The following is a 23,165-nucleotide window of genomic DNA, read 5'->3' on the forward strand; positions in this document are numbered from 1 at the left end:
AACAACTGTTATAGCGGGTAACGCCATTGTCATTCATTTGTTATCCAAATGCATGCAAGATAAGGTATTCAGGCGTTAGGCACGCCACATCTCATCTCGTTACTACGCCTTCGCTGGCGGGGTAACAACAATCCAAGGAGTATTTCATGTCTGCCAAAATGAGTGTGCTACTGTCTGCGGAAGCAGCTGATGAAAAGTGGGGCAAAAACGCCCTGGTAACCTTCGAAGCTGATGGTGCGGTAGTACACCTGACAGAAGAAAATGTATTGCCGGCTATCCAACGTGCGGGTCGTAAGTTGGACTCTCAGGGTATCAAGCAGGTTGAGCTAGTTGGTGAAGGCTGGGAGCTAGAAACAATTTGGGCATTTGTTCAGGGTCACCGCAATGCCAAGCCGGGTAACGACGTTAGCTGGAGCGGCCTGTCAGATGAGGATGAAGCAGAGCTTCAGGCACGTCTGATGGCCACTAACTGGGTTCGTGAGATCATTAACCAGTCGGCAGAAGTGGTACGCCCATCGCAGCTAGCTTCTCGTGCAGGGGAATTTATTAAGTCTCTAGCCCCAGAGCACGTCACTTACAAAATCATCAAGGGTAACGATCTGCTGGATGAAGGTTGGAACGGTATCCATACTGTCGGTCGTGGCTCAGAGCGTTCACCTGCGATGCTACGTCTGGACTATAACCCGACGGGCAATGCCGAAGCGCCTGTCCACACTTGCGTGGTAGGTAAGGGTATTACCTTCGATTCAGGCGGTTACAGCATGAAACCATCGGCGGGCATGACGGCCATGAAAGCGGATATGGGGGGCTCTGCGCTGGCAACTGGTGCATTGGCACTGGCAATTGCCCGTGGTACCAACAAGCGTATTAAGCTGATCTTGTGCTGTGCGGAAAACATGGTATCTGGCCGCGCCTTCAAGCTGGGCGACATCATTACCTACAAGAACGGTAAAACTGTCGAGGTGCTCAACACCGATGCGGAAGGCCGCTTGGTACTGGCAGACGGTCTGATCTACGCCAGCAGCCAAAACCCAGAGCTGATCATCGACTGTGCGACCTTGACCGGTGCGGCGAAGAATGCGCTGGGCAACGATTACCATGCGCTATTTAGTTTTGATCATGGTCTGGCCCAGAAAGCCCTCATGGCAGCGAGTGATGAAAACGAAGGTCTGTGGCCGCTGCCATTGGCTGATCACCACCGTGCCATGATGCCATCGAACTTTGCCGATCTGAGCAATATCTCCCAGGGTGACTTCATGCCAGGTGCAAGTACGGCTGCTGCCTTCTTGTCTTACTTTGTTGAAGATTACCAGAACGGCTGGATGCACATTGATGCCAGCGGTACTTACCGCAAGTCGGCCAACGATAAGTGGGCGGCAGGTGCAACGGGTATGGGTGTGCGCACCCTGGCCAACATCCTGTGCGATCACGAACAAGACTAAAACTAAAAAGACTCATTGCTGCCGCCCAAGGGCGGCAGCTTTTTTCAGGAAGAAAGTATGTTAAAAATTTCATTATCGTCAGCCCAATATGAGGGTGTATGGGGTGACAAGGCGTTGGTGGCTTATGAAGCTGACGGCGCGGTCATTCATTTTGCCGGTGACTTCCCGTTGCGCCGTATCCAGCAGGCTGCCCGGCAGTTGCAGTCGCAGGGGATCACATCAGCCAGCCTGGAAGGTGAAGGCTGGAGCTACGAGCGCCAATGGGCCTTTTACTGCGGCTTTGCTTCGCCAAAAACCGACGTTGAGTTGCGCTGGGCCTCTATTGACGAGGATGAGCTTGAGCTGCTCAATGCCCGCCGCCGTAGTGCCGACTGGGTGCGCAAGGTCGTCAATGCGACACCAGAAGATATGTACCCTGAAAAGCTTGCGGATGAAGCGGTATCTTTCCTTTCCGCGATTGCCGGTGACGACCTTTCCCATGAAATTGTGGTGGGCGATGCATTGGCCGAGCAAGGCTGGATAGGCACCCACAGTGTTGGCCGTGCCAGTAGCCGGCCACCAGTTATGCTGACCGTGGACTTCAACCCGACAGGCGATGCAGATGCGCCGGTTTCTGCCTGTCTGGTCGGCAAGGGGATTACGTTCGACTCAGGTGGCTATAGCATCAAGTCGAGTGCAGGCATGGTCACCATGAAGTGTGATATGGGTGGTGCTGCTACTGTCACCGCGGCATTGGGCTATGCGATTGAGCAAGGTTTGCGCCAACGTGTGAAGTTGATCCTGTGTTGTGCCGAAAACCTGATAGCAGGAAATGCCTACAAGCTGGGTGATGTGTTAACGTACAAGAATGGTCAGACAGTAGAAATCGTTAATACCGATGCCGAAGGCCGTTTGGTATTGGCTGATGGTTTGATTGCCGCCAGTGAAACCAAAGCGCCGCTGATTATTGATGCCGCGACCCTGACTGGTGCTGCGATGATGGCTGTCGGTACAGACTACAATGCGTTGTTCGGACTTAACAAGGAATTGGTGTTCAAGGCACAGCAGCTGTCTGAGCTGGTCAATGAGCCGGCTTGGCCGCTGCCGCTGGAAACCTGGCACCAGGCAAACTGCCCGTCATACTACGCCGATACGGCAAACAGCCGTTCGCAGAAAGGCGGTGGTATGGGCGGTGCCTCTAATGCAGCAGCCTTCCTGTCACGCTTTGTCGATACCGACAACTGCGGATGGGTTCATTTTGACTTGGCGGCTTGCTTCCGTGACAGTGCCGACGCCCGCTGGGCTGCCGGTGCCACTGGGGTAGGGGTTGCCAACATTGCAGCAATGCTGCTTTAAAATATTTAAGCCTGAGGGGAAATATAATAATGACAATTGAAAGAACATTCTCAATCGTAAAGCCAGATGCCGTAAAGCGTAATTTAATTGGTGCAATCTACAACCGTATCGAAAAAGCGGGCCTGCGCGTGGTAGCCGCCAAGATGATCCACATGGATGCCGACAAAGCCAAGGGCTTTTATGCCGAGCACGAAGGCAAGCCGTTCTTCGATGACCTAGTGGCCTTTATGACTTCAGGCCCAGTGATGGTTCAGGTACTGGAAGGTGAAAACGCCGTGGTACGTTATCGTGAACTGATGGGGAAAACTAACCCGGAAGAGGCGGCCTGCGGTACCCTGCGTGCCGACTACGCCCTTAGCCTGCGCCATAACTCGGTGCATGGTGCCGATAGCACGGTGTCGGCTGCGCGCGAAATCGCCTATTTCTTTGCAGACGATGAGATTTGCCCTCGCGACTAAGCTGGCAGGAACAGTCAATACTAAAAACCGTAACGGGAAGCTTTGGCTTCCCGTTTTTATTTTCCTGCCTGGCTCCTTCGTCCTGCTAACAAGTGGAATCTCACTGCCAAAGCCTGTACAATTTCGCGCCTTATACCAAGTGGCCTCAGGTTATCCCCACAGAGCTGGGGGCTTGCAGTTACTTGGGTATGAACCAAACTGACAGATAGGCGGGTGGAAGAAAGCCATTCGCTGGGGGTTTGGTACTCAAAGGTCCTGTCGTATACCGCTATGGGTATGCCCAAGGCACAGATAACGTCACGTAATTTAAAGAGGCAACAACCGATGACAACTGTTAAAACGAATCTGCTGGATTTTGATCGCAAGGGGCTGCGTAAGTATTTTGCCGAGGAGTTGGGCGAAAAAGCCTTCCGTGCTGATCAGATTATGAAGTGGATTTATCATTTCGGTTGTGATGATTTCGATCAGATGACGAACATCAACAAGAAATTGCGTGAAAAGCTCAAGCAAGTTGCTGAAATCCGTGCACCTTATGTCTCGGAAGCGCAGCACTCTAGTGATGGCACCATTAAGTGGGCGATGAAAGTGGGCGATCAGGATGTGGAAACGGTCTACATCCCTGAAGACGATCGTGCGACTTTGTGTGTTTCTTCCCAGGTGGGTTGTGCGCTAGAGTGTAAGTTCTGCTCAACGGCCCAGCAGGGCTTCAACCGTAACCTGCGTGTATCTGAAATTATTGGCCAGGTTTGGCGTGCAGCCAAAGAGATCGGTGTTGAGAAAGAAACTGGCCGCCGTCCAATTACCAACGTGGTAATGATGGGTATGGGTGAGCCACTGCTTAACATGAAAAACCTGATCCCTGCGCTTGAAATCATGCTCGATGATTTGGGTTTTGGCCTTTCAAAGCGCCGCGTAACAGTATCAACATCAGGGGTTGTGTCTGGCCTTGATCAGATGACCGGCAATATCGATGTGGCGCTGGCGATTTCTCTGCACGCACCGACCGATGAGTTGCGTTCTGAAATCATGCCAATCAATGACCGTTGGAATATCGATGACTTCCTGGCTTCTGTCCGCCGTTATATTGCCTCATCGAATGCTAACCGTGGCCGAGTGACTGTGGAATATATCCTACTCGATCATGTTAACGATGGCATGGAGCATGCCCGTCAGTTGGCTGAAACCTTGAAAGATACCCCGGCTAAAGTAAACCTGATCCCATTCAACCCATACCCGGGTTCGCCATACAACAAGCCAAGCAACTCGCGTATTGACCGCTTCATGAAAACCCTGATGGAGTATGACTTTACGGTAACTGTCCGTAAGACCCGCGGCGATGATATCGATGCAGCCTGCGGACAATTGGTGGGCGATGTGATTGACCGCACGAAACGCACACAAGCTAAGGCTCAAAACGGTGAACAAATCCCGGTAAAATCAGTCTAATAGACGATTACCAAGCGAGGGTGGGTGCTATGCCCGCCCTCGCTTCACATTAATATGGATATTAAGGTGGGATTAAGATGGTACGATGGACGATGTGCCTATTATTGTGTAGTTTTATGGTCGGTTGTGTTACCGTCGATGAGGCTGGCAAGCCCCCCCAGGGCATGAACAAGATTGAAGCTGCCGAGGCAAGGGTCACTCTTGGACTGGGGTATCTGGACAACGGGCAATGGCAGCGGGCACGCGATAATTTTGAGCTTGCTCTGAGGTATGCCCCGGGTTATTACCGGGCACAAAATGCCATGGCTTACTACTACCAGCGGGTAGATGATCCAGAGTCAGCTGAAGCTATGTATCACCAGGCGTTAAGAGATTCACCAAAAAATGGCGATGTAAGAAACAACTATGGTGTATTCTTGTGTAGTCAGGGGCGCTACGATGAAGCGATCGATGAGTTCGAGAGTGCCATCAGGCAACCATATTATTACCTGACTTCGGCCAGTTATGAAAATGCGGCGCTGTGCAGCCTGGAGCAAGGGAACCAACCTCAGGCTCGGGGCTATTTCGAAAAAGCACTGTCCTACGACCCATACCGGGGCAAGTCGATGCTGAAACTGTCGAAGTTGGATATTGAGACGCAGAACTTCAAGGAAGCCCGCGTTAGGCTGTTTAAATTTAACAAGAGATACGGGTACAAAGCCGATAGCCTCTGGCTGTTAATCCAGTTGGAGCAACTGTCTGGCCACGATAGCCAAGCGGATAAATACGCTGGTATTCTCAAAGCCCAGTTCCCGGATTCTCTGCAATATCAAAACTATCTAGCCAATGAATACTGAACAGAACGAAGAACGATCAACAGAAGATATCATTCTTCCAGGGGATATGCTGCGTCAGGCTCGAGAGAAGCTAGGCTATTCACAGAAGGATGTTGCAAGCCGGTTGAGGCTACGCCTCTCGGTTGTTAGTGATATCGAACAAAACCATTTCGAAGAAGCGCAACTGGCCACGTTTACCCGCGGCTATGTGCGTTCCTATGCCAAATTTGTCGGGCTTGATGAGGCCGAAGTACTGGCCAAACTTGACCAGCATGGTCATGCCCAACCCCAAGAGCAGGAAATGCAAAGCTTTTCTCGCCGTACCAAGCGAGAGGCGCACGATAGCCGTATCATGCGCCTGACCTGGGTATTGGGGGCCTTGTTCATCGGCTTGACCGGGATCTGGTGGTGGCAAAGCCTACAGATGACCCCGGAAGCTGAGTTATCGGCAGCGCCGGCTGAAGTGCAGGCATTGGATGAGTCCATTGCCAATGCGGGCAACGGACGCAGCCCCACATCCTTGGTGGCGGCGTCAGAGTCGGGGACTGAGGAAACGGCAAGTGTCGTGACCACGGTCGAAGCTGAGCCGGTTCAGCTGCCAGAAATTGAGCCTGAGCCGCAGGCAAGTTTTGAAGACAGTTTCACTGAACCTGCAGAGCTGGCTGATACTGATGTAGATAGTGCCGACAGCCTTGCCGCAGAGCAGTTGAGCGATGTGGTTTCGGAAGACGAAACCGTGGTTGCCAGCTCGGATCTCGAGCTGAGTTTCAGTGGCGATTGCTGGATTGATATCCGCGATGCCAATGGCCGCCGCTTGGATACCGGTATCAAGAAAGCCGGTGATGTCCTCAAGCTGGACGGCAACGAACCTTTCCGCGTGGTGCTGGGTGCACCTAGCGTGGTAACCATGAGCTACAAAGGTGAGCCTGTCGATTTGAGCAGGTATCCTGCAGGAAAAGTGGCGCGATTGAAACTGCCGCAGTAAAGAGTAGATGTAATGCATAACGAGTCTCCAATTAAACGCCGTCAGTCCACCCGTATCTATGTCGGTGATGTGCCAATCGGTGATGGTGCACCTATCGCGGTGCAGTCGATGACCAACACCCGTACCACAGATGTGGCTGCGACAGTTGCGCAGATCCAGTCGCTGGAAAAGGTCGGAGCCGATATTGTCCGAGTTTCGGTGCCAACCATGGACGCGGCAGAGGCGTTTAAGCAAATCAAGCAGCAGGTGAATATCCCGCTGGTTGCTGATATCCACTTCGATTACCGTATTGCCCTCAAAGTGGCGGAGTACGGTGTTGACTGTTTGCGCATCAACCCGGGCAATATTGGTCGTGAAGACCGTATCCGCGCGGTGGTCGATTGTGCCCGTGACAAGAACATCCCGATTCGCATTGGCGTTAACGGCGGTTCGCTGGAAAAAGACATCCAGCAAAAGTACGGTGAGCCGACGCCGGATGCGCTGGTGGAATCAGCAATGCGTCATGTGGACATCCTAGATCGCCTCAACTTCGACCAGTTCAAGGTCAGTGTTAAGGCATCTGATGTGTTCTTGGCGGTAGACTCGTACCGCAAGCTGGCCCAGCAGATCAAACAGCCGCTTCACTTGGGGATCACCGAAGCCGGTGGTGCACGTGCGGGCTCGGTGAAGTCAGCAGTGGGCCTTGGCATGCTGTTGTCCGAAGGGATCGGTGATACGCTGCGCGTATCGCTGGCGGCTGATCCGGTTGAAGAAATCAAAGTCGGCTTTGATATTCTTAAATCGTTGCGCATCCGTTCCCGTGGTATCAACTTTATTGCCTGCCCGACTTGCTCGCGCCAGGAATTTGATGTCATTGGTACCGTGAACGAGCTTGAGCAGCGACTGGAAGACATTACATTACCTATGGATGTCTCCGTAATTGGTTGCGTGGTTAATGGCCCGGGTGAAGCGGAAGTGTCTCACCTTGGTATTGCCGGCGGCAACCGCAAGAGCGCGTTTTATGAAGACGGCCTGCGCCAGAAAGAGCGCTTCGACAACGACAATGTTATCGAGCAGCTAGAAGCTAAAATTCGTGCAAAAGCATCAATGATGGATACAGCAAACCGCATTGATGTGACAGAAAAATAACGAAATTGACGAGAATCGCCCCCACTCGCGTTGGGGCGGTTCACTATTTGCGTTATAACCTATATATTCAACTCCATTCCCCATCGGTTAACGAGAATAAACGTGGCGAAACAAATTCAAGCAATTCGAGGCATGAACGACTGCCTTCCAACCCAGTCTCCACTTTGGCAGAAAGTGGAATCGACCATTAAACAAGTAGTGAGCGCTTACGGTTACAGTGAAGTCCGTATGCCAATCGTTGAATCGACGCATTTGTTTAGTCGGGCAATCGGTGAAGTAACGGATGTTGTTGAAAAGGAAATGTACACATTTGATGACCGTAACGGCGACAGCCTGACTCTGCGTCCTGAAGGGACTGCTGGCTGTGTTCGTTCGGGCATCCAGAATGGCCTGCTATACAACCAGGAACAGCGCCTGTGGTACACAGGTCCTATGTTCCGCCACGAGCGCCCGCAGAAAGGCCGCTACCGCCAGTTCCACCAGTTTGGTGTGGAAGTGTTCGGCCTGAATGGCCCGGATGTTGACGCGGAGCTGATCATGATGACAGCCCGTATGTGGCGTGAGTTGGGTATCGACAAGCACGTTCGCCTTGAGCTGAACTCTATCGGTTCGCTGGACGATCGCGCTAACTACCGCCAGGCACTGGTAGCGTTCCTTGAGCAGCACATCGAGATCTTGGATGAAGACTGCAAGCGCCGTATGCACACTAACCCGCTTCGTGTTCTGGATACCAAGAATGCAGCGATCCAGGAAGTGCTGGCCGATGCACCTAAGCTATCTGACTACTTGGGTGAAGAGTCAACACAACATTTTGCCGGTTTGTGTGAACTATTGGACGCAGCAGGCATCGAATACCAAGTAAATGAACGTCTTGTACGTGGTTTGGACTACTACAACCGTACCGTATTTGAGTGGATCACCGAGAGCCTTGGTGCGCAGGGTACCGTATGTGGCGGTGGCCGCTACGACGGCCTGGTTGAGCAGCTAGGTGGCAAAGCAACACCGGCAGTAGGTTTTGCGATGGGTCTTGAGCGTCTTGTGCTTATGATGGAAACCCTAGAGCTGACTGATGTACGTCGTCCGGTTGACGTCTACATGGTGACTGCGGGTGAAGGCACCATGATGGCAGGCATGAAGCTGGCTGAGAAGCTGCGTGAAGAAGTGGCTGGCCTACGTGTGATGAGCCACTTCGGTGGTGGTAACTTCAAGAAACAATTCAAGCGTGCTGACAATGTCGGCGCGGCAATTGCACTGGTATTGGGCGAAAACGAAATCGCTGAGAATACCGTGGTAGTTAAAGATCTGCGCGGCGGTGAGCAAACCACGATGGCGCAAGACGAAGTGGCAGCAAAGCTGGCCGAATTGATTTAAGAGAGGACAGGAAGTGGACGGCAATATCACAGAAGAACAACAAGTTGAACAGATAAAGGCTTGGTGGAAAGAAAACGGTAAAGCCGTTGTTCTCGGTACTGTGATTGGTTTGGGTGGTCTGTTTGGCTGGCGTTATTACCAGTCGGAAGTTCAATCAGCCAAGGAGCAGGCATCTGATGCATACACTCAGGTGGTTAACCGCCTGGAAAGTGGTAGTGAATCTGCCATTGCGGATGTGCAGGCGTTTATCGCAGCCCATGAAAGCAGCCAGTATTCTGTACTTGCGTCACTGCAACTGGCCAAAGCGCAGGTTGATAACGGTGACTTGGATGCAGCGGCTGAACAGCTGAGCTGGGCGATTGCCAACACCCAAGACGTGGCGATTCTTCCTATTGCCCAAACCCGCCTGGCGCGTATTTACGCCGAGCAAGATGCCTTTGACAAGGCGCTGTCTGAGCTAGATAAAGTGACAGCTGAGAGCTGGGCGGCCAAAGTTGCTGAGCTGCGTGGTGATGTTCTGCTGCAAAAAGGTGAGACGCAAGCTGCGCGTGAAGCATATGTTAGCGCACAGCAGCTAGGTGCTTCTCCTGCCTTGCAGATCAAGCTAGACGACTTGGCACAATAAGGTAGAGCGTATGCAGAAGGTGTTGAAGCAAGCTATTTCGGTAGCCTTGGCTGTCGGTCTCCTTGCTGGTTGTGCCAGCGAGGAAGATACCATCCAGATGGCACCGTTGCCGGTGGTAGAGAGTACGTTTACCCCAGTGCAGGGGTGGAGCAGCAAGGTAGGGGATGGTGTTGGCCACTTCTTCTCCAAGCTCAGCCCAGCGGTGGGTTACGGCAAGGTGTTTGTTGCTGACCGTAATGGTCTCGTCAAAGCGCTGGATCCGGATACGGGTTCGGAAATCTGGCAGCAGGATCTTGAAGGGGATATCTCTGCAAGGTTGGCGGGCGGCATTTCCCTGTCTTATGGCAAGGTGTTCATCGGCTCGGAAAATGCCGAGGTTATCGCCCTGGATGAAGCAACCGGTGAAGTCGTTTGGCGTCAGACGGTAGAAGGCGAAGTACTGTCGAAACCATTGGTTGATGAAGGTTTGGTGGTTGTGAATACCAGCCGTGGTATTTTGCAGGCGCTGGATGCCGATACCGGTGAAAGCCGCTGGCAGCTAGGTAGTGAACTACCGACGCTGACCCTTAGAGGTGACAGCTCGCCAGTTTCTATCTCTGGTGGTGTATTCTGGGGACAGGCCAATGGTCGTCTGGCAGGTGCCCTGATGGGCAATGGTCAGATGCTGTGGCAGCAACCAATCGGCTCCCCGAAAGGCGGCACCGAGATTGACCGCTTGGTTGATGTTGACGCGTCTCCGGTGATCGACGGCGAGCGCTTGTTTGCCCTTGGCTTCAACGGCAGCTTGGTTTCAATCGATTTGCGAACTGGCCAGGCGGCGTGGAAACGAAACTATTCTTCTGCCACTGACTTTGCCATTGACGGTAGTCAGCTATATTTGATCACAGACAAAGACCATGTTGTTGCGGTTGATACCCGAAGCGGCACGGAGCTGTGGTCGAACAACCAGCTGGAGCACCGTTTGCTTAGCGCCCCTGTGGTGATCGACGGCTACCTGGTCGTAGGTGACAGCGAGGGTTATCTGCATTGGATTGACCCATACAGTGGTGACTTTGTTGCCCAGCAGGAAACAGACGACAGCGGTATTGCGGTACCGCCAGTCCGGATGAGCGATGGCTACTTAGTGATCACTCGAGATGGGCGTATTAACAAAATGCAAATGCCTTAATTTGCCGTTATAATACGCGCCATTATTATTCTCGGCTCCTGCTGTGGACACAGTCAGGAGCCGTTGTTGTTCTATCCGTTCGCGATATTATTGTCGGATGAAGGTGCAGGCTACGGGCCTGGCTGGAGGCAAGAATGAATGGAAAATATGTCATTAAGACTATGAAAAGTAAGAGGTACTTATGATTCCTGTTGTTGCCCTTGTCGGGCGCCCAAACGTGGGTAAATCGACGTTATTCAACCGTCTTACCCGCACAAGGGATGCGCTGGTAGCTGACTTTCCTGGCCTAACAAGGGATCGTAAATACGGTAAGGCTGAGCTCGAAGAGCACGAATTTATTGTGATTGATACCGGTGGTATCGACGGCACTGAAGAAGGCGTCGAAACCAAAATGGCCGAGCAATCACTGGCAGCGATCGAAGAAGCGGACGTTGTGCTGTTCCTTGTTGACGGCCGTGCTGGCCTGACATCGTCAGACGAAGCCATCGCTAAGCACCTTCGCAGCCGTGAAAAACCAACCTTCTTGGTGGTTAACAAGATCGACGGTATCGATGCAGACAGCGCCTGTGCCGAATTCTGGAAGCTGGGTATGGATGGCATGTATCAGATTGCTGCAGCACAGAACCGTGGTGTGACTGCCCTGATGGAGCGTGCTTTGGCACCGTTTGCCGATAACCTGAAAGCACAAGCGGATGAAGACAGCGATGAGGTATTCATCGAAGATCTGACGTCGGTTGAAGATATCGAGAAAGCCAACCTGTCTGAGGCGGATGCCGAAGCGGCATACAAACGCCTGCAAGAGCAACCAATTAAGATGGCAATCATCGGTCGTCCGAATGTGGGTAAGTCGACGCTGACTAACCGTATTCTGGGTGAAGAGCGTGTGGTGGTTTACGATATGCCGGGCACCACCCGTGACTCTATCTACATCCCGATGGAGCGCGAAGGCCAGGAGTATGTGCTGATTGATACGGCAGGTATCCGCCGTCGTAAAAATATGCACGAAGCGGTCGAGAAGTTCTCGGTGATCCAGACCCTGAAAGCGGTAGAAGATGCCAACGTTGTGCTGCTGGTTATCGATGCACGCGAAAACATTTCTGATCAGGATCTGAGTCTGCTTGGCTTCGCATTGAATGCGGGCCGTTCACTGGTGATTGCCGTGAACAAGTGGGATGGCCTGGATAACGAAGTCAAAGAGCGTGTGAAGTCTGAGCTAGACCGCCGTCTGGGCTTTGTTGATTTCGCCCGTATCCACTTTATCTCGGCACTGCACGGCACTGGTGTTGGCCACTTGTACGAATCAGTACAGGAAGCCTACCAGTCGGCAACCAAGCGTATCAGCACTTCAATGCTGACTCGCATTATGCAGATGGCACAGGACGATCACCAGCCACCTATGATCCGTGGCCGCCGTGTGAAACTGAAGTATGCGCACGCAGGTGGTTACAACCCGCCGATTATCGTTATACACGGTAACTTGGTGAATGAACTGCCGGGCTCTTACAAGCGCTATCTGATGAACTACTACCGTAAGTCATTGGAAATGATGGGTACCCCAATTCGTATCCAGTTCCAGAGCAGCGATAACCCGTTCGAAGCCAAGAAGCAAAAACTGACCGTTTCTCAGGAGCGCCAGCGTAAGCGTCTGGCAACGGCGCTGAAAAACCGTGACCGTGACAGCTAATTAATCGGACAAACCGTATAGACAAACCCGGCCCCTTGGCCGGGTTTTTGTTTAAGGTTAGATACCAAGCATCAGAATACTCGGAGTTGCAATGACGGAGAATGTTTGTCATCGGTTTTAACCAGTCGATAGGTAGGATTTTTGTTATTATCGACTCTCCATCGAGCAGTAAGGATATCCCCACAGTGATCAGCGCAACCCAGGTTCTGTTCCCAGAACGCATTTACCGATGCGAAGCCAATATTCAATTGATTGTCGCCCACCCAGAACGAGGGTGTTATGTCGTTACCGACCGTACCCCTTTTCATCCTGTCAGCCATATCTGGCCAGATCACCCCGCCGATCGCGGAACATTGGCTGTAAATAGTCAAGTGCATGAGGTGGTTGATTGCCTCGTGGGTGCCGTAGAGCAGGAAAGCGGACAACTGTATGTTGGGGTTGATATTCCGGTAAAGCGTGATGAGCCGGGGTGGGTATTTGTGGTCGTTCACCAGTTGGCTGAAACTGTATATCTTCCTGCAGGTAGCAAAATCACTCTGAATATCGATGAGCACTATCAGTTGGCATTGAGTCGCGGCCACAGTGGCGGCCACTTTTCATCCCTGGCTTTGAACAAAGTCTTGCATCATGATTTCTGGCGTAAAGACGCCTCGCGTAAGGATGAGCTGGGCCATTATGACTTCCACAGCTATGCCCAGACAGAGAGCCGGGTAACGGAAGATTGCAGCACAGATACTTACCGTATCGGTAAAACCCTGCGTAAGCGCGGGCTCAATGCCGCCGATATGATTGCAGCCTTGCCGGCGATAGCCGAGCAAATCAACCAGCAGCTTGCTGCATGGTGTGAAGCGGGCTACTCGGTAGATATGCGTAGGGAAGGTGAAGCGCTCACTGACTCCCGTTACTGGCGCTGTGATTTGCAAGAAGGGGAAGTGGCAGAAATCCCCTGTGGTGGTACTCATGTCCGTTCGCTAGCAGAATATTCGGCGCTGCGGGTTGAATTCCAGCTAATCAATGAACAGGAACTGGTGATGCTTACCCACAGCCAACCTGCATGATCGGCTGTCGATAAGGACTTAAGTGTTACTTGGGTGATGAAATGTATTTAATATCAATGCTTTAAGTTTGTTTTGATGTTTTGATAGCAGATTTTTGATCCGTTAGTTCTGATTTTATTATTTGCTGGATCATGTGGATATAAACCGAAAGTGATAGATATTAATATCGTTTAAAATTGAAAAACAGAACATGTAACTCATGCTTTCGGGATGTGTATTGATAAATGTTCTTTTGCTAGCTGATCGCTGATCACCATGGCTTTTGTCGTTGATCAACAGTTTGAAGTACGATCAGGATACGCAGTCTTGATGGAGGACACCCCACTTTAGCCGTTGCTGAGCTGGATCAAGAGTGCAGGGTGCTCGGTTAAGTTATGATGGGGACAATTGGATTAAGGGAGAGTCTATGAGCCAGAATAATTGCCCGAACTGCAGCCAAGAGCTTGAGTGGCAAGACGGGAAGTACCATTGCGGGCAATGTAGCTTGACGTTTATCAAGAAGGCATTTTGCCCGGATTGCGATGCTGAGCTGGAAAAGCTCCAGGCATGCGGGGCTGCGAGTTATTTTTGCAATACATGCAATGAGTTGAAGTCCAAATCTCGAGTCAGGATCCAGTTCGATAAAGCTTGATTGGATATGACCGGAAACGCCGTAGACTGAATTTCATTTGGCTTCTGAGCTGAGCAATCAAGCAGAGCAATAAAAATGCCGCCTAGTGTCACTCACTAGGCGGCATTTTTGATTATGAAGTGAGAGCCTGATGTTATTCGGGGGACTGTACCGATCCAGACGTTGATTTTGAAACGGACTCCAATACCGTGGAATGAATTTCCCCGTCTGCAAGTGTCGTCCTAAGGTTATCACCTTGTTTGACTTGGCTTGTACTGCGGATAACCTGCCCCTTGCTGTTGCGGGTGATCGAGTAACCACGCCCTAGTGTGGCCAGTGGGCTGACCGTTTCCAGCTTTTCTGCTGCCATCGCCAGTTTATGGTTGGCATTGAGCAGGCGCCTATCCATGCCATCTAACAATCTTTGCTGTAGGCGTTCGAGCCGGTTCTGCTGGGCCTGAACAATATTGGCCGGCGAGTTCAGCGCCAGCTTGTAATTGTTGCGGTCAAGGTGCTGCTGGTGGCGGCTCAGGCGTTGCCTCATTACTAGCTCAAGCTTACCTGCCAGCTCATCCAACTGCTGTTGCTGCTGGTTGAGGCGGACCTGCGGGTGCTGGCGGTCAAGGTGGTGCTGCAACCTGACTGTCTGTGCTTGCTTACCCGACAGGTAATGGCGCATAGCATGCTGAAGCTGCTGTACTTTCTGGCTGATCTTTTGGGTCTGGAAGCCCATGTCACGGCTGATCAGCTCTGCGGCTGCCGAAGGGGTCGGGGCACGGACATCGGCGACGAAATCCGCAATAGTCACATCCACTTCGTGGCCGACGGCGCTGACAATTGGGATCTGGCTAGCGGCAATCGTTCTGGCGACAATCTCCTCGTTGAAGGCCCACAGATCTTCTAGTGAGCCGCCACCGCGGCCAACAATCAGCACATCACATTCCTGTCGGGCGTTGGCACGGCCAATCGCCTGGGCTATTGAGATAGCTGCGCCTTCCCCTTGGACAATGGTCGGGTAGATGACAACCGGCAGGCCGGGATCGCGGCGCTGCAAAACATTGAGGATATCGTGCAGGGCAGCACCGGTTTTCGAGGTCACGATACCTACCCGCTGTGGTTGCTCGGGCAACGGTTGCTTGAGTGTCTGGGCAAACAAGCCCTCGGCGGCCAGGTTCATTTTCAGCTGTTCGAACTGCTGTTGCAGGCGGCCGTCGCCTTCCGGCTGCATGCTCTCGATGATCAATTGGTAGTCACCGCGGGGCTCGTACAGTGACAGGCGGGCTTTGACCAAGACCTGGGTGCCGTTGGCTGGCTTGAAGGTCACACGGCGGTTGCTGCCTTTGAACATGGCACATTTGACCTGGGCGCGTGAGTCTTTGAGGGTGAAATACCAATGGCCGGAAACGGGCATGGACAGATTCGACAGTTCACCGACCAGCCATACGACACCCATTTCGTTTTCAAGGATCAAACGGACTTGGGCATTTAGGCTGGAAACAGTGTAGATACGGTCATTGGTCTGGTTCTGTTGAGCAAATAACGTCACGAGACAAGATACCTGTATTGGAAGGCTGAAGGTGTGCAGTTGACGGAGCCAGGACGTGGTGAAAAGAGCCTGGGCAGATCTATGGACAGATCTTGGTCGCAATATGCTGACCGCAGCACCGGATACTTAACCGATATATACTACACATCAAGAGTTTTTTGTCAATTAAAAAAATTAAAAAAAGTCTAGCCAATCGATTGCTTCCTCCGTATAATTCGTCCGCAATATTTTATCCTTCTTTAAACCTTTACTTGGTGTGAGATATTGCAATGTTACGAATCAAACAAGAAGCTTTGACTTTCGATGATGTCCTGCTGGTTCCAGCCCATTCAACCGTACTGCCTAACACTGCCGATCTGCGCACCCGCCTGACGAAAGACATTACGCTGAACATCCCTATGGTGTCTGCGTCAATGGATACCGTGACAGAAGGTCGCCTGGCGATTGCCCTTGCCCAGGAAGGCGGCATTGGCTTCATCCACAAGAACATGTCTATTGAGCAGCAAGCCAATGAAGTTCGCATGGTGAAAAAATTCGAAGCCGGTGTGGTTTCTGAGCCTGTAACCGTGAAGCCTTACAACACGATTGAAGACGTGAAGCGCCTGACTATCGAGAACGGTTTTGCCGGTTACCCTGTTGTTTCTGATACCAACGAGCTTGTTGGTATTATCACAGGCCGCGATGTTCGTTTTGTTACTGACCTTTCTCTAAAGGTTGAAGAAGTGATGACGCCAAAAGATAAGTTGGCATCGGCCAAAGAGGGCGCATCACGCGAAGAAGTTGAAGCTATTATGCAGCAGTACCGTGTTGAAAAAGTACTGTTAGTCAACGATGACTTCCAGCTTCGCGGTATGATCACTGCTAAAGACTTCCAGAAAGCAGAGCGTAAGCCTAACGCTTGTAAAGATGAGCGTGGCCGTCTTCGTGTAGGTGCAGCCGTTGGTGCTGGCGCTGGTAACGAAGAACGTGTTGCAGCCCTAGTTGAAGCGGGTGTTGACGTACTGCTTATCGACTCTTCTCATGGCCACTCTGAAGGTGTGCTGGCACGTATCCGCGAAACTCGCGAAGCGTTCCCTGACCTACCAATCGTAGGCGGTAACGTAGCAACGGCTGAAGGTGCGCGTGCTCTTATCGAAGCCGGTGTAAGTACGGTGAAAGTCGGTATCGGCCCAGGTTCAATCTGTACTACCCGCATCGTAACCGGTGTTGGTGTTCCTCAGGTTACTGCGATTGCTGATGCTGTAGCTGTTGCAGACCAATACGGCATCCCTGTTATTGCTGACGGCGGTATCCGCTTCTCTGGCGACATGTGTAAAGCAATTGCTGCTGGCGCCTCTTGTGTGATGGTTGGTTCAATGTTCGCAGGTACTGAAGAAGCACCGGGTGAAGTTGAATTGTACCAAGGCCGTGCCTACAAATCTTACCGTGGTATGGGCTCTCTGGGCGCTATGTCTAAAGGTTCTTCTGACCGTTACTTCCAGACTGACAACGCGGCTGACAAGCTGGTTCCTGAAGGTATCGAAGGCCGTGTTGCTTACAAAGGCCACATGAAAGAGATCGTTCACCAGCAAATGGGCGGCTTGCGCTCAAGCATGGGCCTAACAGGTTCTGCGACTATCGAAGCGCTACGTACCAAAGCTGAATTCGTTCGCATTTCAGGTGCCGGCTTGAATGAGTCTCACGTACATGACGTGACGATCACTAAAGAAGCACCTAACTACCGCTTGGGTTAATTTTCATCAGCTGCACCAGCAACTGACGAAAACGTTTGCCTAAACGCGAAACTTGTATAAGATCGGGGGCGTTTTTATGCCCCCACCTTTCAATTATTTTTTGAGACAGCTCGAATGACCACGACCACAAATATTCATGACCAGCGTATCCTGATCCTGGACTTTGGTTCTCAGTACACCCAGCTTATTGCACGTCGCATCCGTGAAATTGGCGTTTACTGTGAGCTATGGAGCTGGGACGTTGATGAAGCGGATATTCGCGATTTCAACCCTAACGGCATCATCCTTTCTGGTGGCCCGGAAAGTGTGACCGAAGAAGGTTCACCTCGCGCACCGCAATATGTGTTCGAAGCCGGTGTGCCAGTATTCGGTGTTTGCTACGGTATGCAGACAATGGCCGAGCAGCTAGGTGGTAAAGTTGCTGGCTCTACAGAGCGTGAGTTTGGTTATGCTCAGGTGAAAGTGGTTGAGCCAACTGCTTTCTTTAAGAATATCGAAGATGCGATTGCTGATGATGGTAAAGCGCTGCTAGACGTATGGATGAGCCACGGTGACAAAGTGGTCGAGATCCCGTCTGACTTCGTGAAGGTTGCTGAAACCGAGACCTGTCCTTACGCGGCCATGGCCAACGAAGAAAAGCGCTTTTACGGCGTGCAGTTCCACCCAGAAGTGACGCACACTCGCCAGGGCATGCGTATCATCGAGAACTTCGTTCTAAACATCTGTGGCTGTGAGAAGCTATGGACGTCTGCCAACATCATCGACGATGCGGTTGCCCGTATCAAAGAGCAGGTGGGTGACGATGAAGTGATCCTTGGCCTATCTGGCGGTGTTGACTCATCTGTTGTTGCGATGCTTATCCACCGTGCGATCGGCGACAAACTAACCTGTGTATTCGTTGATAACGGTCTGCTTCGCCTGAACGAAGGTGAGCAGGTAATGGAAATGTTCGGTGACCACTTTGGCCTGAAGATTGTTCACGTTAAAGCAGAAGATCGTTTCTTGGATGCGCTAGCGGGTGAAGCAGAGCCAGAAGCCAAGCGTAAGATCATCGGCCATGTATTTGTTGATGTATTCGACGAAGAGTCGAAAAAGCTGTCAAACGCGAAGTGGCTGGCACAGGGTACTATCTACCCAGATGTGATTGAATCTGCGGCCTCTAAGACGGGCAAAGCGCACGTTATCAAGTCTCACCACAACGTTGGTGGTCTGCCAGATGATATGGAAATGGGTCTGGTTGAGCCGCTAAAAGAGCTGTTCAAAGATGAAGTGCGTAAGATTGGTCTTGAGCTTGGCCTGCCTTACAACATGCTTTACCGCCACCCGTTCCCAGGTCCAGGCCTAGGTGTACGTGTACTGGGTGAAGTGAAGAAAGAGTACTGTGATTTGCTGCGCCGTGCTGATGCTATCTTCATTGAAGAACTGCACAAAGCGGATCTTTACCATAAGGTTTCTCAGGCATTCACTGTATTCCTGCCGGTTCGCTCTGTAGGTGTAATGGGTGACGGTCGTAAGTACGACTGGGTTGTATCACTGCGTGCGGTAGAGACTATCGACTTTATGACCGCGCATTGGGCACACCTGCCATATGACTTCCTGGGTAAAGTTTCCAACCGCATCATCAACGAAGTAGACGGCATCTCTCGTGTTGTTTACGACGTATCTGGCAAGCCGCCAGCAACGATCGAGTGGGAATAACCCTAACGGCAATACTAAGTTCGCTTAGGTAAAAGGACAATAAGAAGCACCCTCGGGTGCTTCTTTTTTTTGGCTACACTGTAGTGATGTGTAGCGGAATGTTGCTTTTCGAAGGTGGGCCAAATACCAAGTGTTGTGGGGCAGGAATATATTGTATCTTCAGCTGGTATTTGTTTGCTTTCAGCATTACCGGGGGGGAGGCATTGATAGCTTATGGGCTGTTAGAGGGCAGTGCTGGAAATAATTTATATAAATGAAAGTATTGTTGTGCTTTGGGATCGGGCTTGTAATGTGCTTGTTAGTGTAATGTTTTGCGTTAATATTTCATTACAATATGGTATTGTTTATATTCCCGAATACGTGGTGGTTCGTGCGTTTTTATTTGAACTTTTCATTACAATTCGCCACAAGCTTTTTCTGTTGCAGAAAAATCGGATTGACGGCGATAAAACGACATTCTAACGCCGCAAATTTACAACATCACTAATGACCATGGAGTTCCCATGAGCAATCAAGCTGTCAATAAGACGCCTAATGAATCGCCGAGCGCGATGAATAAGTTTCTTAACTTTATTGAGCGAACAGGTAACAAGATCCCGGATCCTGCTTTGCTTTTCTTCTGGGGATTGATCCTTGTATGGGTTCTGTCTGCAGTTTTCTCTCAGTTCGAATTTGGTTTAATTCACCCGGTATCTGGCCAAGCAGTAGAAGTTAACAACCTGCTGACTGGCGAGGCGTTCGCAAACTTCCTTGCGACCATGGTGACAAACTTCACAGGCTTTGCACCTTTGGGTATTGTTCTGGTAGCAATGCTGGGTGTTGGTGTTGCAGAAGCGTCTGGCTTCATCAACACTGGCCTTAAGAAGATGCTGAATGTTACACCAGCTAAATTCATCACACCTGTGTTGATCTTGGTTGCTATCGTATCGCACACCGCTGCTGATGCGGGCTACGTTCTGGTTATCCCACTAGGCGGTATCATCTTCCACGCCGCAGGCCGTCACCCTCTAGCGGGTATCGCAGCAGCGTTTGCGGGTGTATCCGGTGGTTTCGCAGCAAACTTCATCCCTTCAGGTATCGACCCTCTATTGGCTGGCTTCACTCAGGAAGCAGCACAAATTCTTGACCCTGAATATGTTGTTAACCCACTTTCAAATCTATTCTTCACTGGCCTGTCTTCACTGCTAATCGTGAGCATCGGCTGGTATATCACTGACCGTATCATCGAACCGCGCCTGTCTCAGACAGCTATCGATGACGATGCTGAAGAAGCACCGGACATGGGGTCTTTCACCGAGCTAGAAAGTAAGGCGTTCTCTCGCGCTGGTTGGGCGATGATGGCAGGTATTGCAGCTTTGGTTGTTGCCCTGATCCCTGAAACGTCACCACTGCGTTCGCCTACTGGTGAAATCACTGCCTTTAACGCACCAGTGATGCAGTCTATCGTACCGCTTATCTTCATCCTGTTCGTGATCCCTGGTGTGGTTTACGGCCGCATTGCAGGTACGTTCAAGGCAAGCGATGACGTGATCAAGTCTATGTCTGCGACAATGAGCAGCATGGGTAGCTTCATGGTTATGGCGTTCTTCATTGCTCAGTTCCTGGTTGCTTTCACCCAGTCGAACCTAGGTACACTGCTTGCGCTTTCTGGTGCTCAGTTCCTACAAGCAATGAACCTACCGGGCCAGGTGACTATCGTCGGTATGATCCTGCTAACGGCTTTCGTTAACCTGCTTGTTGGCTCGGCTTCTGCGAAGTGGGCCCTGATCGGTCCAATCATGGTTCCGATGCTAATGGCTGTGGGTATCTCTCCTGAGCTGACTCAGGCGGCTTACCGTGTTGGTGACTCAGTATCTAACATCATTTCTCCAATGATGGTGTTCTTCCCACTGGTTGTTGTTTACATGCAGCGCTACGTGAAGAGCTCTGGTATTGGCTCTCTGGCTTCTATGATGATGCCTTACTCGATTGCAATGCTGATTGGCTGGACTATCTTCCTACTGGTCTACTGGGCAATCGGTATCCCACTAGGTATCCAGGCACCTTACACTTACAGCATGTAAGACCTGAAGCTCCCAATGATATTGAAGCCCCGCACTGCGGGGCTTTTTTATGCTAGTAAAGCAAGCTTTTGTTATGCGCTATCGGGATTAAATGTTGTCAAAAGGTGGGTTTGTATTGGTGTTATTAATAATTAACTGTTGTCTGATTGTTAATTCTGATTATATTGCATTAATTGAAATTTAATTTTGCAAAATTTTAATGCTGTACTAACTCAATAGTACGAGATTTGATTGTTACTTAATGGTTGCTGAATGAAGTTTTATGCTTTTTTGGTTGTTATCAGTGGTTAATTAATCTAATTTTAAACATCTTTAGTGGTTTTACTCAGTTGAAATGATTTGTTAGTTTTTATGTAAAACACAACATCAAAAACTCAATCGGTGTATTAAGGAAGTACGATTATGAGTGAGACCATTTCTAGCCCGCCTTCGCAGAAAGGCATTATCGCGTTCATCGAACGTGCCGGTAAAAAAATCCCTGATCCAGTGATCATCTTCATGTCACTGTTTGTATTCTGCCTAGTTCTGACCGCAGCCATTGGTGGCCTGCAGTTTGATATCACAGGTGCAGATGGCGGTTCTGTTACCCACACCATCAAAAACATGATGGCGACAGAAAATGTCCGCTGGATGTTCGACAATGCACTGCTGACCAACTGGCTGTCGTTCGGCGGTGGTGTACTGGGCGTGATCCTGATTGTGATGCTGGGTGTTGGTATTGCGGAAAACTCAGGTTTGCTTTCGGCTGTCATCAAGAAAGTTGGCCTGCGCATCAATGATCGCTACCTGCCGCTATTGGTTATCTTCCTTGGTATCATGAGCTCAATTGCAACGGATGCGGGCTACCTGATCCTTATCCCTCTTGCAGGTCTTCTTTACGCAGGTCTAGGCAAGAACCCATTAATTGGTATGGCGGCAGCGTTCGCCGGTGTATCGGCCGGTTTCAGTGCCAACTTGATCCCTGCTACCCCGGTTGACGTTATTCTGGGTGCCAACGCGCGTATCTTTGCTGAGTCACAAGGTATTCCGTTTGAAACCGCGGCGGGTGAGCCAATCAACCCTGCGACCATGCACTACTTCTTTATCTTCACATCAACGTTCCTGCTGGCAGGCTTAGGTGCATGGGTAACGACTCGTTTTGTTGCGCCTCGCCTTGAGAAAATGTCATACCAGCTACCGGAAGATCTTAACCTGAATGACTTCCAGGTAACGGACGCAGAAAACAAAGGTCTTCGTGCCGCAGGTCTTGGCCTTATCATTGCGCTGGCTGCTGTCGTTGGCTTGGCAATGGGGCCACTGGCGACCTACACCAATGAAGCAGGCCGTGAAGTAACGCCGTACCTAGACAACGTGATCCTGCTGATTGCAATGGTGTTTGCAGTTGTTGGTATCTTCTTCGGTGTGGCAACTGGTAAGTTCAAATCACTGCAGGATGTGGTGAAGGCGATGGTTACGCAGATGAACACCATGGGTTACATCTTGGTACTGACATTCTTCTGTTACAACTTCCTGGCACTGCTTGGCTTCTCTGGTCTGGGTACCTATGTCACTTACCTAGGTGCGACTTTCCTGAGTGCACTAGGCCTACAAGAGTTTCCAATCCTGCTGATCATCGGTTTCATCCTGACCACTGCGGTTATCAACCTGTTCGTGGGCGGCATGACATCGAAGTGGATGCTGCTAGGTCCGATCTTCGTACCTATGCTGTACCAGGTAAACCCGAACATGACCCCGGATCTTGTGACAGCGGCTTACCGTGTAGCGGATTCTTCCACCAACATCATCACACCAATGATGAGCTACGCGGGTGTTATTCTGGCCTTCATGCGTAAATACAAGCCTGAGCTATCGTTCGGTGACGTGATTGCGATGATGGTGCCTTACTCGGTCGCATTCCTGACGGTGTGGACTTCGGTACTGGTTGCGTTCTTTGCCTTCAACATTCCACTAGGCTTCTAACGGCAGCTGACCCTTTAGTTAAACAAAACCCCGCTTTATGC

At 51.0% G+C, this 23,165-nt stretch carries 18 protein-coding genes; 17 read left to right on the forward strand and 1 reads right to left on the reverse strand.

All coding sequences use genetic code 11. The features are described from left to right. Positions 1–146: 146 nt before the first annotated feature. From pepB (ACXAGQ_RS10170) to ACXAGQ_RS10230, 13 genes are all read left to right on the forward strand, one after another. Complete coding sequence (gene pepB, locus ACXAGQ_RS10170) at positions 147–1,442, forward strand: aminopeptidase PepB (RefSeq protein ID WP_475253717.1); 1,296 nt, start codon at positions 147–149, stop codon at positions 1,440–1,442. Positions 1,443–1,499: 57 nt separating this feature from the next. Continuing rightward, a complete protein-coding gene (gene pepB / locus ACXAGQ_RS10175; protein ID WP_475253719.1) occupies positions 1,500–2,777 on the forward strand; it encodes an aminopeptidase PepB in 1,278 nt (425 codons plus the stop codon). Positions 2,778–2,806: 29 nt separating this feature from the next. Beyond that, positions 2,807–3,235, forward strand: coding sequence for a nucleoside-diphosphate kinase (gene ndk, locus ACXAGQ_RS10180; protein WP_475253721.1), 429 nt, complete (start codon positions 2,807–2,809; stop codon positions 3,233–3,235). A gap of 324 nt (positions 3,236–3,559) precedes the next feature. Beyond that, positions 3,560–4,681 (forward strand): dual-specificity RNA methyltransferase RlmN, encoded by a 1,122-nt coding sequence (gene rlmN, locus ACXAGQ_RS10185; RefSeq protein WP_317524236.1) that lies wholly within the window; start codon positions 3,560–3,562, stop codon positions 4,679–4,681. A 77-nt stretch (positions 4,682–4,758) separates the two neighbouring features. After that, the gene (pilW, locus tag ACXAGQ_RS10190; RefSeq protein ID WP_475253723.1) at positions 4,759–5,517 is read left to right on the forward strand and encodes a type IV pilus biogenesis/stability protein PilW; all 759 of its coding nucleotides are present in this window, start codon (positions 4,759–4,761) and stop codon (positions 5,515–5,517) included. Continuing rightward, the gene (gene rodZ / locus ACXAGQ_RS10195; RefSeq protein ID WP_475253725.1) at positions 5,507–6,481 is read left to right on the forward strand and encodes a cytoskeleton protein RodZ; all 975 of its coding nucleotides are present in this window, start codon (positions 5,507–5,509) and stop codon (positions 6,479–6,481) included. Before pilW ends, rodZ begins: the two co-directional genes overlap by 11 nt. A 12-nt stretch (positions 6,482–6,493) precedes the next feature. Continuing rightward, the gene (gene ispG / locus ACXAGQ_RS10200) at positions 6,494–7,609 is read left to right on the forward strand and encodes a flavodoxin-dependent (E)-4-hydroxy-3-methylbut-2-enyl-diphosphate synthase (protein WP_475253727.1); all 1,116 of its coding nucleotides are present in this window, start codon (positions 6,494–6,496) and stop codon (positions 7,607–7,609) included. Positions 7,610–7,711: 102 nt separating this feature from the next. Next, positions 7,712–8,980 (forward strand): histidine--tRNA ligase, encoded by a 1,269-nt coding sequence (gene hisS / locus ACXAGQ_RS10205; RefSeq protein ID WP_475253729.1) that lies wholly within the window; start codon positions 7,712–7,714, stop codon positions 8,978–8,980. 13 nt (positions 8,981–8,993) lie between these two features. Beyond that, complete coding sequence (locus ACXAGQ_RS10210) at positions 8,994–9,605, forward strand: YfgM family protein (protein WP_475253731.1); 612 nt, start codon at positions 8,994–8,996, stop codon at positions 9,603–9,605. 10 nt (positions 9,606–9,615) lie between these two features. Next, positions 9,616–10,773 (forward strand): outer membrane protein assembly factor BamB, encoded by a 1,158-nt coding sequence (gene bamB / locus ACXAGQ_RS10215; RefSeq protein WP_475253733.1) that lies wholly within the window; start codon positions 9,616–9,618, stop codon positions 10,771–10,773. A 181-nt stretch (positions 10,774–10,954) separates the two neighbouring features. Continuing rightward, positions 10,955–12,457: a ribosome biogenesis GTPase Der gene (gene der, locus ACXAGQ_RS10220; RefSeq protein ID WP_475253735.1), complete on the forward strand. Its 1,503-nt coding sequence runs from the start codon at positions 10,955–10,957 to the stop codon at positions 12,455–12,457. Positions 12,458–12,558: 101 nt separating this feature from the next. Beyond that, positions 12,559–13,515 carry an alanyl-tRNA editing protein gene (locus ACXAGQ_RS10225; protein WP_475253737.1) on the forward strand — a complete coding sequence of 319 codons (957 nt, stop codon included), beginning with the start codon at positions 12,559–12,561 and terminating at the stop codon, positions 13,513–13,515. A 406-nt stretch (positions 13,516–13,921) separates the two neighbouring features. Next, on the forward strand, positions 13,922–14,146 hold the full coding sequence (locus tag ACXAGQ_RS10230; protein WP_475242469.1) for a zinc ribbon domain-containing protein: 225 nt from the start codon (positions 13,922–13,924) through the stop codon (positions 14,144–14,146). Between the two features lie 133 nt (positions 14,147–14,279). On the opposite strand, the gene xseA is transcribed toward ACXAGQ_RS10230, so the two are convergent. After that, positions 14,280–15,671 carry an exodeoxyribonuclease VII large subunit gene (gene xseA / locus ACXAGQ_RS10235; protein WP_475253739.1) on the reverse strand — a complete coding sequence of 464 codons (1,392 nt, stop codon included), beginning with the start codon at positions 15,669–15,671 and terminating at the stop codon, positions 14,280–14,282. 269 nt (positions 15,672–15,940) lie between these two features. On the opposite strand from xseA, the gene guaB reads away from it, so the two are divergent. From guaB to ACXAGQ_RS10255, 4 genes are all read left to right on the forward strand, one after another. Next, the gene (gene guaB, locus ACXAGQ_RS10240; RefSeq protein WP_475253741.1) at positions 15,941–17,404 is read left to right on the forward strand and encodes an IMP dehydrogenase; all 1,464 of its coding nucleotides are present in this window, start codon (positions 15,941–15,943) and stop codon (positions 17,402–17,404) included. A 114-nt stretch (positions 17,405–17,518) separates the two neighbouring features. Beyond that, the gene (gene guaA / locus ACXAGQ_RS10245) at positions 17,519–19,102 is read left to right on the forward strand and encodes a glutamine-hydrolyzing GMP synthase (protein ID WP_475253743.1); all 1,584 of its coding nucleotides are present in this window, start codon (positions 17,519–17,521) and stop codon (positions 19,100–19,102) included. Between the two features lie 503 nt (positions 19,103–19,605). Continuing rightward, positions 19,606–21,165 carry an AbgT family transporter gene (locus ACXAGQ_RS10250; RefSeq protein ID WP_475253745.1) on the forward strand — a complete coding sequence of 520 codons (1,560 nt, stop codon included), beginning with the start codon at positions 19,606–19,608 and terminating at the stop codon, positions 21,163–21,165. A 402-nt stretch (positions 21,166–21,567) separates the two neighbouring features. Next, on the forward strand, positions 21,568–23,124 hold the full coding sequence (locus ACXAGQ_RS10255) for an AbgT family transporter (protein WP_475253747.1): 1,557 nt from the start codon (positions 21,568–21,570) through the stop codon (positions 23,122–23,124). Positions 23,125–23,165 lie beyond the last annotated feature (41 nt).

It is taken from the genome of Photobacterium sp. ABD4_091, from assembly GCF_056160145.1.

Excerpts from the sequence above, each read along its gene's own strand:
- der (WP_475253735.1), top strand. The coding sequence starts at position 10,955 with ATGATTCCTGTTGTTGCCCTTGTCGGGCGCCCAAACGTGGGTAAATCG.
- ACXAGQ_RS10225 (WP_475253737.1), top strand. The coding sequence starts at position 12,559 with ATGTTTGTCATCGGTTTTAACCAGTCGATAGGTAGGATTTTTGTTATT.
- rlmN (WP_317524236.1), top strand. The coding sequence starts at position 3,560 with ATGACAACTGTTAAAACGAATCTGCTGGATTTTGATCGCAAGGGGCTG.
- rodZ (WP_475253725.1), top strand. The coding sequence starts at position 5,507 with ATGAATACTGAACAGAACGAAGAACGATCAACAGAAGATATCATTCTT.
- ACXAGQ_RS10230 (WP_475242469.1), top strand. The coding sequence starts at position 13,922 with ATGAGCCAGAATAATTGCCCGAACTGCAGCCAAGAGCTTGAGTGGCAA.
- pepB (WP_475253719.1), top strand. The coding sequence starts at position 1,500 with ATGTTAAAAATTTCATTATCGTCAGCCCAATATGAGGGTGTATGGGGT.
- guaA (WP_475253743.1), top strand. The coding sequence starts at position 17,519 with ATGACCACGACCACAAATATTCATGACCAGCGTATCCTGATCCTGGAC.
- pepB (WP_475253717.1), top strand. The coding sequence starts at position 147 with ATGTCTGCCAAAATGAGTGTGCTACTGTCTGCGGAAGCAGCTGATGAA.
- ACXAGQ_RS10250 (WP_475253745.1), top strand. The coding sequence starts at position 19,606 with ATGAGCAATCAAGCTGTCAATAAGACGCCTAATGAATCGCCGAGCGCG.
- ndk (WP_475253721.1), top strand. The coding sequence starts at position 2,807 with ATGACAATTGAAAGAACATTCTCAATCGTAAAGCCAGATGCCGTAAAG.
- ACXAGQ_RS10255 (WP_475253747.1), top strand. The coding sequence starts at position 21,568 with ATGAGTGAGACCATTTCTAGCCCGCCTTCGCAGAAAGGCATTATCGCG.
- bamB (WP_475253733.1), top strand. The coding sequence starts at position 9,616 with ATGCAGAAGGTGTTGAAGCAAGCTATTTCGGTAGCCTTGGCTGTCGGT.
- pilW (WP_475253723.1), top strand. The coding sequence starts at position 4,759 with ATGGTACGATGGACGATGTGCCTATTATTGTGTAGTTTTATGGTCGGT.
- guaB (WP_475253741.1), top strand. The coding sequence starts at position 15,941 with ATGTTACGAATCAAACAAGAAGCTTTGACTTTCGATGATGTCCTGCTG.
- ispG (WP_475253727.1), top strand. The coding sequence starts at position 6,494 with ATGCATAACGAGTCTCCAATTAAACGCCGTCAGTCCACCCGTATCTAT.